Origin of the sequence: Sphingomonas trueperi, assembly GCF_040545665.1 — a bacterium.
Taxonomy (GTDB): domain Bacteria; phylum Pseudomonadota; class Alphaproteobacteria; order Sphingomonadales; family Sphingomonadaceae; genus Sphingomonas; species Sphingomonas trueperi_B.
Genome location: NZ_JBEPMH010000009.1, coordinates 53,038 through 67,719, shown reverse-complemented (window position 1 = coordinate 67,719; position 14,682 = coordinate 53,038). Strand labels below are relative to the sequence as shown.

General features: G+C 70.3%; 16 protein-coding genes. 9 read left to right on the top strand and 7 right to left on the bottom strand.

All coding sequences use genetic code 11. The features are described from left to right. Positions 1–65: 65 nt before the first annotated feature. The 4 genes from epsC to ABIC65_RS21370 all read right to left on the bottom strand — a co-directional run bounded on the left by epsC (position 66) and on the right by ABIC65_RS21370 (position 3,459). Positions 66–1,028: a serine O-acetyltransferase EpsC gene (gene epsC / locus ABIC65_RS21385; RefSeq protein WP_354311473.1), complete on the bottom strand. Its 963-nt coding sequence runs from the start codon at positions 1,026–1,028 to the stop codon at positions 66–68. Between the two features lie 4 nt (positions 1,029–1,032). After that, the gene (locus ABIC65_RS21380; protein WP_354311472.1) at positions 1,033–2,331 is read right to left on the bottom strand and encodes a dicarboxylate/amino acid:cation symporter; all 1,299 of its coding nucleotides are present in this window, start codon (positions 2,329–2,331) and stop codon (positions 1,033–1,035) included. 126 nt (positions 2,332–2,457) lie between these two features. Further along, positions 2,458–2,826 carry a hypothetical protein gene (locus tag ABIC65_RS21375; RefSeq protein ID WP_354311471.1) on the bottom strand — a complete coding sequence of 123 codons (369 nt, stop codon included), beginning with the start codon at positions 2,824–2,826 and terminating at the stop codon, positions 2,458–2,460. Positions 2,827–2,895: 69 nt separating this feature from the next. Further along, positions 2,896–3,459 carry a helix-turn-helix domain-containing protein gene (locus ABIC65_RS21370; protein ID WP_354311469.1) on the bottom strand — a complete coding sequence of 188 codons (564 nt, stop codon included), beginning with the start codon at positions 3,457–3,459 and terminating at the stop codon, positions 2,896–2,898. Positions 3,460–3,549: 90 nt separating this feature from the next. Between ABIC65_RS21370 and ABIC65_RS21365 the strand changes: the two genes are divergently transcribed. Next, entirely contained in the window at positions 3,550–3,993 is a 444-nt protein-coding gene (locus ABIC65_RS21365; protein WP_354311467.1) for a DUF6456 domain-containing protein, read from the top strand. Here ABIC65_RS21365 and ABIC65_RS21360 read toward each other — a convergent pair. Continuing rightward, positions 3,986–6,490, bottom strand: a complete 2,505-nt coding sequence (locus tag ABIC65_RS21360; RefSeq protein WP_354311466.1) for a DUF2339 domain-containing protein — start codon at positions 6,488–6,490, stop codon at positions 3,986–3,988. The genes ABIC65_RS21365 and ABIC65_RS21360 overlap by 8 nt on opposite strands. Positions 6,491–6,590: 100 nt before the next feature. Between ABIC65_RS21360 and ABIC65_RS21355 the strand changes: the two genes are divergently transcribed. Further along, positions 6,591–7,265, top strand: coding sequence for a glutathione S-transferase family protein (locus ABIC65_RS21355; RefSeq protein WP_354311464.1), 675 nt, complete (start codon positions 6,591–6,593; stop codon positions 7,263–7,265). 9 nt (positions 7,266–7,274) lie between these two features. Continuing rightward, complete coding sequence (dapF, locus tag ABIC65_RS21350) at positions 7,275–8,222, top strand: diaminopimelate epimerase (protein WP_354311463.1); 948 nt, start codon at positions 7,275–7,277, stop codon at positions 8,220–8,222. Positions 8,223–8,250: 28 nt separating this feature from the next. Here dapF and ABIC65_RS21345 read toward each other — a convergent pair whose 3' ends face one another. Together ABIC65_RS21345 and ABIC65_RS21340 are read right to left on the bottom strand one after the other, a co-directional pair. After that, positions 8,251–9,051, bottom strand: a complete 801-nt coding sequence (locus ABIC65_RS21345; protein WP_354311461.1) for a PEPxxWA-CTERM sorting domain-containing protein — start codon at positions 9,049–9,051, stop codon at positions 8,251–8,253. A 128-nt stretch (positions 9,052–9,179) separates the two neighbouring features. Beyond that, positions 9,180–9,995: a PEPxxWA-CTERM sorting domain-containing protein gene (locus tag ABIC65_RS21340; protein ID WP_354311460.1), complete on the bottom strand. Its 816-nt coding sequence runs from the start codon at positions 9,993–9,995 to the stop codon at positions 9,180–9,182. Positions 9,996–10,382: 387 nt separating this feature from the next. On the opposite strand from ABIC65_RS21340, the gene ABIC65_RS21335 reads away from it, so the two are divergent. The 6 genes from ABIC65_RS21335 to ABIC65_RS21310 all read left to right on the top strand — a co-directional run bounded on the left by ABIC65_RS21335 (position 10,383) and on the right by ABIC65_RS21310 (position 14,667). Then, positions 10,383–10,874, top strand: a complete 492-nt coding sequence (locus ABIC65_RS21335) for a hypothetical protein (RefSeq protein ID WP_354311459.1) — start codon at positions 10,383–10,385, stop codon at positions 10,872–10,874. Continuing rightward, positions 10,871–12,181 carry a DNA-packaging protein gene (locus tag ABIC65_RS21330; RefSeq protein ID WP_354311457.1) on the top strand — a complete coding sequence of 437 codons (1,311 nt, stop codon included), beginning with the start codon at positions 10,871–10,873 and terminating at the stop codon, positions 12,179–12,181. Before ABIC65_RS21335 ends, ABIC65_RS21330 begins: the two co-directional genes overlap by 4 nt. A gap of 440 nt (positions 12,182–12,621) precedes the next feature. Further along, positions 12,622–12,900, top strand: coding sequence for a hypothetical protein (locus ABIC65_RS21325; RefSeq protein ID WP_354311456.1), 279 nt, complete (start codon positions 12,622–12,624; stop codon positions 12,898–12,900). Beyond that, positions 12,897–13,997, top strand: a complete 1,101-nt coding sequence (locus ABIC65_RS21320; RefSeq protein WP_354311454.1) for a phage portal protein — start codon at positions 12,897–12,899, stop codon at positions 13,995–13,997. Before ABIC65_RS21325 ends, ABIC65_RS21320 begins: the two co-directional genes overlap by 4 nt. Then, positions 13,994–14,302: a DUF6127 family protein gene (locus ABIC65_RS21315; RefSeq protein WP_121071880.1), complete on the top strand. Its 309-nt coding sequence runs from the start codon at positions 13,994–13,996 to the stop codon at positions 14,300–14,302. The genes ABIC65_RS21320 and ABIC65_RS21315 overlap by 4 nt, the downstream gene beginning before the upstream one ends. Further along, positions 14,299–14,667 carry an HK97 family phage prohead protease gene (locus ABIC65_RS21310; RefSeq protein ID WP_354311453.1) on the top strand — a complete coding sequence of 123 codons (369 nt, stop codon included), beginning with the start codon at positions 14,299–14,301 and terminating at the stop codon, positions 14,665–14,667. The genes ABIC65_RS21315 and ABIC65_RS21310 overlap by 4 nt, the downstream gene beginning before the upstream one ends. Positions 14,668–14,682: the final 15 nt, after the last annotated feature.

Sequence of the window (14,682 nt, the reverse complement as noted above, 5' to 3'; positions counted from 1 at the left end):
TCACCCTCTCCCTCTCCCGCAAGCGGGAGAGGGAGAGGGAGAGGGAGAAGCTGACGCATTCCTCCCTAGTCGCGATGTTCCGCCAGCCGCGCCGTCAGGTTGCTCTGCGCGTCGCCGTGGAGCGGCACCGCGGCGGGCTGCACCAGCACGCTGTGCGGGGGCACGTCGTCGAGCAGCCAGACATTGCCGCCGATCGTGCTGCCGCGGCCGATCGTCACCCGGCCGAGGATCGTGGCACCCGCATAGACGATCACGTCGTCCTCGATGATCGGATGGCGGGCATAGCGGCTGCGCGGGCCCGCCGGCGCCAGTCCCAGCGGGCTGCGCGCGCCGAGCGTGACGTGCTGGTACAGCCGCACGTTGCGGCCGATGATCGTCGTCTCGCCGATCACCACGCCGGTGCCGTGGTCGATGAAGAAGCTGGGGCCGATCGTCGCGGCCGGGTGGATGTCGATGCCAGTGCGGGCATTGGCGAGCTCGGAGAGGATCCGCGCGACGATCACCGCGCCCAGCCCATGCAGTTGGTGGGCGATGCGATAGTGCAGGATCGCGTGCGCGCCGGGATAGCTGATCAGGATCTCGTCGACGCTGCGCGCGGCGGGGTCGCCGACGAACGCCGCGTCGACATCGGCGTCGAGCAGGGTGCGGATCTCGGGCAGCGCGGCGGCGAACAGGCGGACGAGCAGGTCGGGCTGGTCGCTGTCGAACGGGGTGGCGCTGTGCAGCTGCCAATAGTCGAACTCGGCGGCGAGCTGTTCGCGCAGGATGGCGAAGGCCTGGCCCAACTGCTCGGCGACGAAATCGTCCTCGCGCGCGATGCCGCCGCGGAAGCCGCCGAGCCGGGTGGGGAACAGCGCCGCCGCGACATGCTCGACGAAGCGGGCGAGGTCGGCCGGCGCGGGAAAGCGCGAGAGGCCGCGATGCTCGGCGCGACGCTCGCGCCAGGCCGAGCGGACGGTGTTGAGCGCCGAGACCGCATCGGCAATCTCGCCGGCAAAGGCGTGGTCGGAGAAAATGGCGGTCGCCATCGGCTCAGGCCGTCGCCGTGCGCGCCGGGGTGCCGAGCGCGTCGGGCGCGAGCAGGCCGCTCTGGCGCGCGACGATCGTCGGCACCAGCGCCTGGCCGGCGACGTTCACCGCGGTGCGGCCCATGTCGAGGATCGGATCGATCGCCAGCAGCAGCCCCGCGCCTTCGAGCGGCAGTCCCAGCGTCGAGAGGGTGAGGGTGAGCATCACCGTCGCGCCGGTGAGCCCCGCGGTCGCGGCCGAGCCGACCACCGCCACGAAGGCGATCAGGCCATAGTCGGCCAGGTGCAGCGGCACGCCGAAGAATTGCGCGACGAAGATCGCCGAGACGGCGGGGTAGATCGCCGCGCAGCCGTCCATCTTGGTGGTCGCGCCCAGCGGCACCGCGAAGGCGGCATAGGCCGAGGGCACGCCCAGCCGCTCGACCACCTCCTCCGTCACCGGCAGCGTGCCGACCGAGGAGCGCGAGACGAAGCCGAGCTGGATCGCGGGCCAGGCGGTGGCGAAGAAGCGCAGCGGGTTGAGGCCGTTGGCGAGCAGCAGCGCCGGGTAGACGACGAGCAGCACCAGCGCGAGCCCGATATAGATGGCGACGGCATAGGCTCCGAGCGCCGACAGCGCGTCCCAGCCATAGCGGATCACCGCATCGCCGATCAGCGCGGCGGTGCCGATCGGCGTCAGCGCGATCACCCAGCGCAGCAGCCGGCGGAAGATCGCGAGCGCCGAGGCGTTGAACTGGAGGAAGGCGCTCCCCGCCTCGCCGACGCGCACCGCCGCCGCACCGATCGCGATCGCCGCGACGATGATCTGGAGCACGTTGAACGACAGGCCGGTGGTCGCGCCGCCGTCCTTGAGGGTGGTGGCGGCGGTCAGACCGAGGAAATTGGCGGGGACGACACCTTTCAGGAAATCGAGCCAGGAGCCGGTGCTCGACGGCGCCTTGACCGCGCTCGCCGCGACACCGGCGTGCAGGCCGGGCTGGAGCAGCAGGCCCAGCGCGATGCCGATCAGCACCGCGATCAGCGCGGTGGCGGCGAACCAGAACAGGGTGCGCGCGACGAGCCGAGCGGCATTGTCGAGGTCGCGCAGCGCCGCGATCGAGGCGACGATGGCGGTGAACACCAAGGGCGGCACCAGCGCCTTGAGCAGCTGGACGAAGATCTGCCCGGTGGTGTGGAGCGCCTCGCCCAGCCCGGCCTGCCCGGTCGCGCGGACGGCAAAGCCCAGCGCCAGGCCGGCGGCCATGCCGAGGAGCACCTGAAGGGCGAAATTGGGGCGGATACGGGCGGGGACGGCATTGGCCATGCGTGGCGGCTCCTTTCGGCCCGCCACGATATCCTACTCAGCGACTAGGAGAACATAGATTTGCTTTTAGCCCGACGCGGCGGGCTTGTGGGCCGGGCGACCGCCGCGAGTCGCCCGGCGCATGGATCAGTTCGCCTTGAAGGTCGGCTTCTCGCCGGTGAAAGCGACGGTGACATAGCTGTTGTCGCACAGGTTGATGTTCGGCCAGACCGCGTTGGTCTTGTCCTCGAAGGTGGCGCGCACGTCGAATTTGCAGGCGCTCGCCGCCTTGTCGAAATGCACCGTGGTCTTGCCATTCGGCTTGACCTTGCCGTCCTTGTTGAGCTCGGCATCGACCTTGTTGTCGACCCAGGTGCCGCTGCCCGCGGGGGCGACTTCGATCTTGGTGATCAGCTTGCCGGTAGCGTTGGTGAGCATGAAATCCCACTCGTCGGCCAGCGCGGGGCCGGCCGCGGCAAGGAATGCTGCGGATGCAATGAGCGCCAGTTTCTTCATGGTCTTCTTCCCTCCTGTTGCGCAGCATGTTGCGCCCAACAGGTGCAGCGAGCAAGGGCGTAACAATGCTTATAGCGTGCGCACCAGCCGCACCGCGACGGCGATCCAGGCGGGGTCCGTCACCACCTGCTGGCGGCCCCCCGCGCCGGGGGGGAGCAGCTGCAGCCGGGTGCCGTCGCGGCCGATCAGCCGGCCGAACAGGAAGCGGCCGGCGGGGCGGGGCACCAGCACGTCGCGGTTGAGCGCGGGGCCGAAGTCGGCGGGGGCCAGCCGCTCGCACCAGATCGCGTCGCCGCTGCGATAGTCGCCGATGCTCGCCTCGACGGCGATGGCGATGGTGCCGGCCTCGGGGCGGGGCGGGACCAGCGTGGCGGGTCGGCGCGGAGCATGTGCGCCGTCGGCCTCCAGCACCGCGGCCACGGGCACGTCGGGGCGATCGGGAAGCTGGACCAGATCGGCGGCATCCACCTCCAGTGCGGCGGCGATCCGGTTGAGCCAGGCGACCGAGACGGTGCGGGTGCCGGTCTCCAGCCTGCCGATCGTCTGCGCGGTGGTGGGCGGCTGGCAGCGGCGGGCGACGTCGTCAAGGGTCAGCCCCTTGGCCCGGCGGACTTCGCGTATCGCGGTGATCATGGCCTGCTCCTAACCAAATCGGTTTTTCTCTTTCCTACAGATACGCCGCGACGGCAAGAGGGGCGAATCGGAACAAAGGGAGATCACGGCATGCGCGAGCTGGTGGAGCGGTCGACGGGCAAGGGCCGCAGCGTGACGGTGAACCTGGGCGAGTCGCCGCTCGACTGGCTGCGCGCGCGCGGCCATGTCGATGCCCGGCAATATGAAGCGGGCGAGCGGTTGCGCGGCGATTACGAGACGGCGTCGCTGGGCCCGAGCGTGACGATGCGCTGGGATCCCGCGCCGCGCGAGGGCGGGCGGCGATCGGCACCCGAGCCGCTCGATCCGACGCTGGCGCAGATCGCCGCCAAGCGCCGCTTCGACGCGGCGATCGCGGCGGTGGGCGGCGGGCTCTCCGACATCCTCTGGCGTGTGGTCTGCGCGGGCGAGGGGCTGGGCGCGGCCGAAAAGGGCCTGGGCTGGCCGAGTCGGGCGGGCAAGCTGGTGCTGTGCCTCGCGCTCGACCGCGTCGCGGACCATTATCGACTCAGGTGACGGGCGGGGCCTCGGGCGCGGCGGCGGGGCGGGCGAGGAAGCGGCTATAGGCCCAGCCGATCGCGATCAGCGCCACGCCGAGCCCGAGGAAGGAGAGGATGCGCAGCAACCCGTCCAGCGCGGCGGCGTCGACCAGGAACACCTTGCAGGTGGTGAGGGTCAGCAGCCCCAGTCCGGCGAGCCGCAGGTCGTGCCGCCCCGTCGCGATGCCGCGCCACAGCCAGGCGAGCGCGAGCAGCAGCAGCGCCGCCGAATAGCCGCCATTCTCCAGGCTGCCGATCGATCCGGTGAGCAGCGTGCCGTGCGCCGCCCACCGGATCGCGGCGAGCGCGGCGGCGATGCTGAGCAGCGCGGCGGGAATGCGCAGGCGCGGCAGCGTCCAGCACCAGAAGGCGGCAAGGGCGAGATGGGCGGCGAGCAGCGGCCCGGCTTGCTGCGCCACGAGGGCGGGGTTGAGCAGCAGCAGGTCGAACCAGACCAGCCTGACGAAGCCGAGCAACAGCAGCGCCTTGGCCTGCCCGGGCAGTCGCCCGGCGCGGAACAGCGCCCAGCCGGCGGCGAGCGCGGCCTGGGTGAACAGCGCGCGCTCGATGAAGCCCCAGGCGAGGAACCGCTCGGGCGTGGCGATCGCCAGCGGTTGCTTGGCGAGCGTGTAGAGCAGCAGCACGGCGTTCGTGCCCGCCAGGATCGCAGCGGCGCGCCGGGCGCGGCCGAAGGCGCGCGGGTCGACGAACAGGAAAGCCAGCGCCGCGGCGATCGGCAGCGCGAGGACGCGCAGCAGATCGGCGAAGACCGGCAGCTCCTTGTAGGGCAGGCGGTCGCCGGTCAGCGAGACGAAGATCGCCGAGGCGACATCGAGCAGGGGCAGCGCCGCCGCGACCAGCGCGGCGAGCAGCCACAGCATCGGCAGCACGAAGAGGGTGAGCGCGCGCACCTGTCGTGCCCAGACGGCAAGCCCGCCCAGCACCAAGGCGATCGGCAGCGACAGCCAGCCATGCGGCAGCGGCTGGGCCAGCGCCACGGTCAGCAGCAGCGCGGTCGCCAGCGTCGCGACGCTGAGCGCGGGATCGTCGGTTTCGCTGCGCAGCATCCAGGCGAGCCGCGCGCAGGCGAGCGCGGCGGCGAGTTCAAGCAGGCCCCAGCCGAGCGGGGGCAGCAGCGCCGGGGCCAGCGCATGCGCCACCAGCACGGGTCCGCCCGCGCCGAGCAGCGCGAGCAGAATCCATTGCCGCCCGCGTGCCGCGAGCGCCTGGCCGGCGCCGGTGAACAGCAGCGCCGCGACGAGCGCGCCCACCGGCGTGACGCCGCGATGCACGGCGGTGAGCCCCAGGCTCTCCAGCGCCAGCACCAGCGCCATCGCGGCGAGCGCGCCGGGGAGATAGACGGCGTCACGCCAGGCAAGCACCAGCGTCGCGGCGGCGAGGACGAGGTAGAAGCTCCAGGCGAGCGGCCCGAAATCGAGCCCCGGCGCGATCGCCACAAGCTGCAGCAGGCCGACCAGCAGCGGCGCCAGCCGCAGCCAGCGGTTGCGCAGGCCCGCCGCGGGCAGCGCGGCACTCGCCCCGCCCGCGAGCAGCATGGTGTAGAGGCCGATCGCGGACAGGTTGCCGCGTCCGTCGAGCACCGCGATCAGGAACTGGGTCCAGCCCAGCCCTGCGACGCTCGCGGCGAGTGCCAGCCAGCCCCAGCGGCGATGCACCGCCAGCCCGAACAGCGCGGCGACGAACAGCCCGAGATAGACGAGCAGCGGGGCGATCCCCGCGGCGTTGAACCCGGCGACCAAAGGCGCGAGGAAGCCGCCCGCCAGCGCCATGATCGCGGTCGGCGGGCCGTGGCGCAGCGACAGCCCCATCGCGCCCAGCGTCACCAGCACCACCGCGCCGAAGGCGGTGAGCGGGGCGATCAGGTGATACAGTGCCGCCGCCATGTAGAGCGTGCCGTAGAGGCTGGCGATGCCCGCCCCGGCGAATACCTGGCCCAGCCGGGCATCGTCGCGGGTGGCGGGCAGGCGGCGCACCGCTTCGCTCGCCGCGACCAAGGCGAGGCCGAACAGCGCGGCGATGAAGGTGCGCGCAGCGGGGCCCAGCAGCCCCTGCTCGATCGAGTAGCGCACCAGGAAGAAGCCGGCGAGCACCAGCGCGACGCCGCCGATCCAGATCGGCAGGCGGCCGCCGACCAGCGTCTCGAAGCTGAGGCGGGGCAGGGTGAAGGCGGGGCTCGGCGCCGGCGGCGGTGCCTCGACCGGCGCGGGCGTGGGTACCGGCGGGATGGCGGTTCCGTCGTCGGTCTCGTCCGCGGGTATGCGCGGGCCTTGGACGGTGGCGGTCTGCACGCGCGCCCCGGGACGCGGCGCCGGTGCCTGCTCGCGGCCGTCCAGCCGCGCGAGCCGCACCTCCAGCGTCTGCAGGTCGCGTTCCAGCCGGTCGATGCGCCGCTTCAGCACGGCGAAGGCGGTTGCGGCGGCGATGGCGAGCAGCAGGAAGGCATAGGCGTTCATCGCGCCGGGCTTCGCACGTTCAGGCGGCGATGTCGCGCACGGGGCACGCGACAGGGCGCAAAATCGGCTATGCTGCAGGCCATAAAGGAGAGGAACGCCGATGATCGTCTATGGTTCGACGCTGTCGCCCTATGTCCGCAAATGCATGGTGTTCGGGGCGGAGAAGGGCTTGGATCTGCAGCTGAAATTCGCCGCGCCGGGCAGCCCGGACCCCGAGTTTCGCGCGATCAGCCCGTTCGGCAAGATGCCCGGCTTTCGCGACGGCGACTTCACCATCGCCGATTCGAGCGCGATCGTGACCTATCTCGAGGCGAAATACCCCGAACCCAACCTGATCCCGCTGGCGCCCGAAGCGCGCGCGCGGGCGATCTGGTTCGACGAACTGGCCGACACGATCATGATGGCGGCGGGCGGCGCCATCTTCGGGAACCGGTTCGTCCGGCCGCGGGTGATGCAGCTGCCCTGCGACCATGCCGCCGCCGACCAGGCCGAGAACGAGCAGCTGCCGCCGATCTTCGCCTATCTGGAACAGACCATCCGCGACAGCGGGTTTCTCGTCGAGGACCGGCTGACCCTCGCCGATATCGCCATCGCCAGCCCGCTCGCGACGCTCGGCTGCATCGGCGTGTGCGTCGATGCCGGCCGCTACCCGCGTACCGCCGCCTATGTCGAGGCGATCCACGCCCGGCCGAGCTTCGCCGCGATCCTCGCCCGCGACAAGGCGCAGGTGGAAGCGATGGGCGGCGCAGTAGCCAAGGCGGCGGCCGCCGCCTAGATGGGCGGCATGCGTATCACCTTCACCAAGTGCCATGGCTCGGGCAACGACTTCCCGCTGATCGACGCGCGGGCGTTGACGCTGTCCGAGGCCGATTGGGCGACGCTCGCCCGCCTGCTCGCCAATCGTGCCGGGCCGGTGGGCGGCGACGGCCTGCTCGCGCTGGTGCCCGGCGACGATACCCACGCCTTCGGCATGCGGATGTGGAATTCGGACGGCTCCGAGGCCGAGACCTGCCTCAACGGGCTGCGCTGCACCGCGCGGTTCGGCTTCGACCTGCTGGGGCTGGACGCCGCGCAGGTAAAGCTCAAGACCAGCGCGGCCAACGTTTCGCGCGATCCGGAGATCGCGCCCGGCGTCGCGACGATCCGCACGCTGGTGGGCCCCAATTCGACCCGCGCCGCCGATGTCGGGCTGGTCGGCGCGCCCGGGCAGGTGCGCGATGCGCCGATCGACGGTCTGCCCAGCGCGCGCGCCTTCACCGCCGTGGCGATGCCCAACCCGCATCTGGTGACCTTTGTCGACCGGGTCGACGAGGCCGAGCTGGTGGCGCTGGGGGAATGGTGCGAAAGCCGCCCGGCGCTATTGCCCGCACGCGCCAATGTGTCCTTCGTCGAGGTCCGCGGGCCCACCCGCCTGTTCGTCCGCACCTTCGAGCGCGGCGTCGGGCTGACCGACAGCTGCGGCAGCGCGATGGCCGCCTCGGTGCTGGGCGCCGCGCTCACCGGGCGCGTCGCCTTCGGCACGCCGATCGGGGTGTTCAACCGCGGCGGCATGGTTCGCGGCCAGGCCGAGGCGGACACGCGGGTGATGCTGAGCGGCAACGCGACGTTCGAGGCGGAGCGGACGGTAGAGGTGGATTTCGCCGCCGGCACCCTGGGTGCGGTGGAGACGCTGCGCGATCGCGGTGAGGAACGCGCGGCATGGGAGGCGATGGTCGCCGGACTGGCGGGCTGAGCGCCGAGAAGCGCCCAGCCCGACCCGTTCAGGCGCGCGCGAGAACCCGCGTCTTGCGGCGCATCGCCGCGCCGACCATGCCGAAGCCGGTGATCAGGATCGCCCAGCTCGCGGGTTCGGGCACCGGGGAGATGGTGAAGCTGCCCAGGGTGAACTGGTACACGATCTTGTGGTCGGGCCAGGGCTCGTCGCCGGTGTAGCCTGCCGGCGGCGTCGCCTGCCAGCTCACCTCGGCTTCGTTGTAGCCAAGATAGCTTCCGTCGTTGCCGAGCGAGAAATCGAGAATGTTCTTCTTGCTGGTGTCGAGCGGCGCGTAGGTATCGAGGAACAGCGCCCCCGCGACGTCCGGCCGCGTCGTCGACGTGATGGGTCCGAGCGTGCAAGCGCCATAGGGCTGATACCCGGTATTGCAGAGATCCGTGATCGTGGGCTTGGCAATCTGCACCGTCGATGGCAGCGACAGGGTGTTGAAGCCGACCTGGAGGACCTTCTCGTAGCTGGGATATCCGAAGTCGAGATTGGGGATCGTGGCCCAGCCCAAGGTCAGGTCCATGAAGGACTTCGCAGCGGTAACCCCGTCGACTTTCGTGTCGAACATCGCGGCGAAACGCGTCGTGGAGGAGACGATATCGATACCCACTTGCCCTGGCGAGGTGGTGGTGACGACCTGCGGGTCGTTTATGATCGCCTGGAAGGACATGGTGCCGCTCTTCGGCGTCCCCGGCGTGTAGAGCGTGTCGTAGTACGCGTTCATCGTGATCTTGTACGGCGTCGCTTCGGCATTGGTGGCGAGCAGCAGCGCGGCAGCAATCAGCGCAGTTCGTATCATGGTTCCCACCTGTTCGATTTTGAGCAGTCGATCGTTCCGACCGGCGCAGTGCCCGCTGCGCCGGTGAACATGCTTGCGTTGCCTTGAGGCGGCTGGATGCGCGCATCGGCGCCGCCAGCCCAACCCGTTCAGGCCCGCGCGAGGACCCGCGTCTTCCGGCGCATCGCCGCGCCGACCATGCCGAAGCCGGTGATCAGGATCGCCCAGCTCGCCGGTTCGGGCACCGGGGAGATGGTAAAGTCGCTGACGTTGAAATCGATTACGCCGATACCTTGAAGCACCGGGTCCGGTCCGTCGTAGCCTGCCGGTGCGGTGATCTGCCAGCCGATCTCGGAATATACGCAGCAAGGGTTGATGTTGCTGTCATTCCCCAGCGAGAAATTCAGCACATCCTTCGTAGCGTCATCCTTACCGAGATAGGTGTCGATGCCGATGAGCTCGGAATAGGGAGCGACGACGAGGGTCGATGTCACCTCCTTGGAGGCGCAGTCCCCGGCGGGCTGATAGGCACTTTGGCAGAGCTCGTCGATCGGCGGCGTCGCGATCTGCGTCATCGCGGGAATCGACGCATTGTTCAGACCCACCTTCAGAATCTTGTGAATGCTCAGCCCGCCGGTCTCGTACGTCTTCCACGTGTCCCACGACAGCGTCAGATCCATGAACGACTTGGTCGCTGAGGCACCATCGACCTTGGTGTCGAAATAGGTGGCGATCCTCGTCGTCGACTTGAAAAAGTCGAAGCCGTAGATCGGATCGCCGCCGGGCGTGAACGTCGTCACGACCTGGGGATCGTTGACGATCGCCTGGAACGTCATGGTGCCAAGTTTCGAGCCACCGGGAAGGAAGTTGGTGTAATAGCCCGCCGTCATCGTGACCTTGTAGGGCGTTGCCTCGGCGGCGGTGCCGAGCAGCAGCGCGGCAGCGATCAGCGCAATTCGTATCATGGTTCCCACCTGTTCGATTTTGGAGATCGGGACGATAGTGGGTAATCGCGTGTAGGCAACATGGTTAACGTTTGAATATCCGCTGGTTACTGCAGGTATATCAGCTTTCTCCCGGAGCAATTTGATCTCTTCGGCGCACGGTTCTGAGTGTCTCGTTTCCGAGCAACGCCGACCGAGCAAGCGAAGGTTGATGGCCGTCGCACGTCTGCACCACGATAACCTCCTCACTCTCGCGTTTAACCAAATGGGATAATCGCGCTTGACATCGTCACGCTGATATGGCACAAAAGGGGAACATTGAAGAAATGTGAGTCGCCGGGCGCGGCTCGAAGGAACGGGCCGGGCACGGGGTGCTTCCGGCCCGTTTGTATTTTCGGGAGAGAGCGGATGGCACTGACGATCGCTTCGGGGAACCAGCGGCGGCGGCAGGTCCGCACGGTCGCGGCCGGCGGCTGGACCCGTGAAAAACGACAGACCTTCCTCGACACGCTGGCGGTGACCTGCAACGTCGGTATCGCCTGTGGCCAGGCGGGCATGTCGACGACAGGCGCGTACCGGCTTCGCCAGCGCGACCCGGAGTTCGCCGCGCTTTGGCGCGACGCGCTGCTGATGGGGTATGACCGGCTGGAGGAACGGCTGCTGCGCCGCGCGGGCGCCGGCGTGAACGACGTCGAATTCGGCACCGGCGACGTTCCGGAGGAACCGCTCGACGCCGAACTGGCGCTCAATCTGCTGCGCAACCACCGGCCCACGGTGGACGGCCGGCGCAAGCGCCCCGGCGGGCAGGTGCACCGGATCAGCCGCGAGGAGGCGCAGGCGGCGCTGGCCAAGCGGCTGGATGCGCTGGAGAAGCGGCTCAAGGCAGAGCAGGGCAAATGAGCGATCCGCTGGAGCGGCTCGCGCTGCTGCCGCGCAAGGAGCGCGATCGGATGCTGGAGCGCATGTCCGACGCCGAGATCCGCGTGTTCAACGAATGGTGGGAACGCTGGGCGCATGAGGGCCAGTTCTGGCCCGAGGGCGACTGGCGGGTGTGGCTGATCCGCGCCGGGCGCGGCTTCGGCAAGACGCGGGCGGGTGCCGAATGGGTTAGCCAGATGGCGCGCGACATGCCCGGTGCCCGGATCGCGCTGGTCGGCGCGACGCTGGAAGATGCACGGCGGGTGATGGTGGAGGGCCCTGCCGGACTGCTCGCGCTGGGGCTGGAGGGCGAGAGGTTCGACTGGCGGGCAACCGCGGGGGAGCTGGTGTTCGGGTCGGGCGCCCGCGCGCTGGTCTATTCGGCCGAGGCGCCGGAGAAACTGCGCGGGCCCGAGCATGACTTCGCCTGGGCGGACGAGCTGGCTAAATGGTCCGCGAGCACCGCCGACGCGACCTGGGACAATCTGATGATGGGGATGCGCCGCGGCGAGAAGCCGCGGGTGGTGGTGACGACGACGCCGCGCCCGGTGAAGCTGATGCGGCGGGTGATGGCGATCCCGCGCCCGGCGCTGCACGAGACGCGGGGGCGGACGCGGGACAATATCCATCTGCCCCGCAGCTTCGTGGAGGCGATGTTCGCTGAATATGCTGGAACGCGGCTGGGGCGGCAGGAGCTGGACGGCGAGATGATCGACGATGTCGCGGGCGCGCTGTGGCCGCGCGTGCTGATCGAGCGGCAGCGCCGCGAGGTCGAAGTGCCGCTGGTACGGGTGGTGGTCGGCGTCGATCCGCCCGCCGGGACCGAGGGCGATGCTTGCGGGATCGTCGCGATCGGGCTGGGCGAGGACAAGCACGGCTATGTGCTCGCCGATGCAAGCGTCGCGGGGCTCAGCCCGGAAGGCTGGGCGGCGGCGGTGGCGGATTGCGCCGCGCGGTTCGAGGCCGAATGCGTGGTGGCGGAGAAGAACCAGGGCGGCGCGATGGTGCGAAGCGTGCTCCAGGCTGCGGACAGCACGCTGCCGCTCCGGCTGGTCCATGCCAGCCGCGGCAAGTCCGCGCGCGCCGAGCCGGTGGCGCTGCTCTACGAGCGCGGGCTGGTGTGGCACGCGGGCGTGTTCGCCGGGCTGGAGGCGGAGCTGGCCGGGCTGCAGGTGAGCGGCGGGTATCAAGGGCCGGGGCGTTCGCCCGACCGGGCGGATGCGCTGGTCTGGGCGGTGACCGAGCTGATGCTGGGGCGCCGCGGCAAGGCCGCGGTGCGCGTGGTGTGACCGCTTGATCCTCCCCCGCCAGGGCAGGGCTATCGCATTTGTGCTGAAGTCCCCCTCACCCTTCCGCGCCTTCGGCGCTCCCTCCCTCTCCCACAAGGGGAGAGGGAGCAGACTACCGTAACTCCCTCTCCCCTTGTGGGAGAGGGAAGGGGCCCGCCGCCGCAGGCGGTGGGAAGGGTGAGGGGGACAGGGTGCCAAATGCGATAGCCCTACCCGCCAGGAGGAGGATGAGGTTGCCTTCCGATCCTCCCCGGAACGGGGAGGGGGACCACGCGGCGCAGCCGCGTGGTGGAGGGGCCGCGCCGTAAGGCGCGGTGTGCCCAAGCCGCCCGAAACCGCCGCGTGCCGCGGCGGCCCCTCCACCATTCGCTGGCGCGAATAGTCCCCCTCCCCGTGCCGGGGAGGATTTGGACAACAGGAGAAACGCAATGCGAAACTGCATGGCTGCAGGGCTGCTCGCCCTGCTGACGAGCGCGTGCGCGCTCAATGCGCAGACGGGACTTGCGGTGGGCGCGGGCGTCACCGTGGCGGTGAACGACCGCGACCGTGACGGCATGCTCGATGCCGCCGAGGTGCAGGCGCTGGTCGCCAAGGTGTTCCCGCCGGAGAAATTCCCCGGCGGCTTCTGGGACGGCATGCGCGCCAGCCTCACCGCCGCCTATTGGGCGCGCGACCTGGACAAGGACGGCAAGCTCAGCGTCGCGGAGCTGGCGCGATGAAGTGGTTCGGGCGCAAGGCCGCGCGTGAAGGCCAGCGGCCGGCGCTGGCGCGCGGCGGCTGGGGCAGCGTCGGCGACTGGCCGCGCAGCTACGAGGTGCAGCTGCGCGAGGGCTATTGCCAGAATCCGGTGGCGCAGCGCGCGGTGCGGCTGGTGGCCGAGGGCGTCGGCGGCGCGCCGCTGACCGGCACCGATCCGGCGCTGGTGGCGCTGGTCTCCGCGCCGTCGGGCGGGCAGCGGCTGCTCGAGACGCTGGCGGCGCAGCTGCTGCTCCATGGCAATGCCTATGTCCAGCTGCTCACCGACGAAGCGGGCACGCTGCAGACGCTCTATGCGCTGCGGCCCGAGCGGGTGACGGTGGAGCCCGATGCGGCCGGCTGGCCGGTCGCCTATCGCTACCGGGTCGGCGAGCATGTCACCCGGCTGGCGGCGGACGATGGCGGGCGGCCGCAGATCCTGCATCTGCGCGCCTTCCATCCGGCGGACGACCATTATGGCCTGGGCTGCCTCGATGCGGCGGCGGGCGCGATCGCGATCCACAATGCGGCGACGCGGTGGAACAAGGCGCTGCTCGACAATGCCGCGCGGCCGAGCGGGGCGCTGGTCTATGATCCGGGCGACGGCTCCGCGCTGGCACCCGACCAGTTCGCCCGGCTGAAGGACGAGATGGAGGCCGGGTTCGCCGGCGCCGCCAATGCCGGGCGGCCGATGCTGCTCGAGGGCGGGCTCAAATGGCAGGCGATGAGCCTGACCCCCGCCGACATGGATTTCGTGGGGCTGAAGGCGGCGGCGGCGCGCGAGATCGCGCTGGCCTTCGGGGTGCCGCCGATGCTGCTCGGGCTGCCCGGCGACGCGGCCTATGCCAATTACCGCGAGGCCAATCGCGCGCTGTGGCGGCTCGCGATCCTGCCGGTGGCCGAGCATCTGCTCGGCGGGCTGGCGCAGGGACTGGGCGCGTGGTTTCCGGGTGCCAGCCTCGTGGTCGATCCCGATCGGGTGACGGCGCTGGCCGAGGAGCGCGAGCTGCTGTGGCGGCAGGTCTCGGGCGCCGACTTCCTGACGAGCGAAGAGAAACGCAAGATGGTGGGGTTGCCATGACCGATGGAACGATGCTGGGCCAGCTGATCGCGCAGGCCGAGGACGAAGGCGCCGAGCTGACCACGCTCCGCGCCATTGCCGAAGAGGCGGGCACCGTGGGCGCGAACCGCGCGCTCGCCCGGCTGGGGCTGGAGGATAGCGGCGCGGCCAAGGACATGGCCGAGCTGCGCGAGCTGCTGAGCGCGTGGCGCGACGCCAAGAAGTCGATGATCAAGGCGGTGATGCAGTGGCTGGGCCGCACGCTGGCCGCGCTGGTGCTGGTGCTGCTGGCGCTGCGGATGGGCTTTCCGGGCTGGCTGAAATGAGCGTGCGCTTCGCCGGCTATGCGGCGGTGTTCGATCGCGAGGACCGCGGCGGCGACGTGGTGCGGCCGGGGGCGTTCGGCGCCGTCGGGCCCGTGCCCTTGCTCTGGCAGCATCGCGGCGCGCCGGTCGGCACGATCGAGGCGATCGGCGAGGATGCGCGCGGCCTGCGGGTGATCGGCCGGGTCGAGGATCCGCGGCTGGCGGCGCTGGTCGCCGAGGGCGCCGTTGCGGGGCTGTCCTTCGGCTACCGCGTGGCCGCCGCCCGGCGCGGCCGGGTGCGCGAGCTGACGGCGCTCAAGCTGATCGAGGTGAGCCTGGTGGCCGAACCGATGCAGCCGCTCGCGCGGGTGCACGCGGTCGGCTGAGTTTTTCAATCTTTC

Bases quoted from the DNA above. Each gene is read 5' to 3' on its own strand.
- ABIC65_RS21360 (WP_354311466.1), bottom strand. From the start codon at position 6,490: ATGAACGCCTATGCCTTCCTGCTGCTCGCCATCGCCGCCGCAACCGCC.
- ABIC65_RS21330 (WP_354311457.1), top strand. From the start codon at position 10,871: ATGAGCGATCCGCTGGAGCGGCTCGCGCTGCTGCCGCGCAAGGAGCGC.
- ABIC65_RS21320 (WP_354311454.1), top strand. From the start codon at position 12,897: ATGAAGTGGTTCGGGCGCAAGGCCGCGCGTGAAGGCCAGCGGCCGGCG.
- ABIC65_RS21375 (WP_354311471.1), bottom strand. From the start codon at position 2,826: ATGAAGAAACTGGCGCTCATTGCATCCGCAGCATTCCTTGCCGCGGCC.
- dapF (WP_354311463.1), top strand. From the start codon at position 7,275: ATGCGTATCACCTTCACCAAGTGCCATGGCTCGGGCAACGACTTCCCG.
- ABIC65_RS21315 (WP_121071880.1), top strand. From the start codon at position 13,994: ATGACCGATGGAACGATGCTGGGCCAGCTGATCGCGCAGGCCGAGGAC.
- ABIC65_RS21335 (WP_354311459.1), top strand. From the start codon at position 10,383: ATGGCACTGACGATCGCTTCGGGGAACCAGCGGCGGCGGCAGGTCCGC.
- ABIC65_RS21370 (WP_354311469.1), bottom strand. From the start codon at position 3,459: ATGATCACCGCGATACGCGAAGTCCGCCGGGCCAAGGGGCTGACCCTT.
- ABIC65_RS21310 (WP_354311453.1), top strand. From the start codon at position 14,299: ATGAGCGTGCGCTTCGCCGGCTATGCGGCGGTGTTCGATCGCGAGGAC.
- ABIC65_RS21325 (WP_354311456.1), top strand. From the start codon at position 12,622: ATGGCTGCAGGGCTGCTCGCCCTGCTGACGAGCGCGTGCGCGCTCAAT.
- ABIC65_RS21365 (WP_354311467.1), top strand. From the start codon at position 3,550: ATGCGCGAGCTGGTGGAGCGGTCGACGGGCAAGGGCCGCAGCGTGACG.
- ABIC65_RS21355 (WP_354311464.1), top strand. From the start codon at position 6,591: ATGATCGTCTATGGTTCGACGCTGTCGCCCTATGTCCGCAAATGCATG.
- ABIC65_RS21380 (WP_354311472.1), bottom strand. From the start codon at position 2,331: ATGGCCAATGCCGTCCCCGCCCGTATCCGCCCCAATTTCGCCCTTCAG.
- ABIC65_RS21340 (WP_354311460.1), bottom strand. From the start codon at position 9,995: ATGATACGAATTGCGCTGATCGCTGCCGCGCTGCTGCTCGGCACCGCC.
- epsC (WP_354311473.1), bottom strand. From the start codon at position 1,028: ATGGCGACCGCCATTTTCTCCGACCACGCCTTTGCCGGCGAGATTGCC.
- ABIC65_RS21345 (WP_354311461.1), bottom strand. From the start codon at position 9,051: ATGATACGAACTGCGCTGATTGCTGCCGCGCTGCTGCTCGCCACCAAT.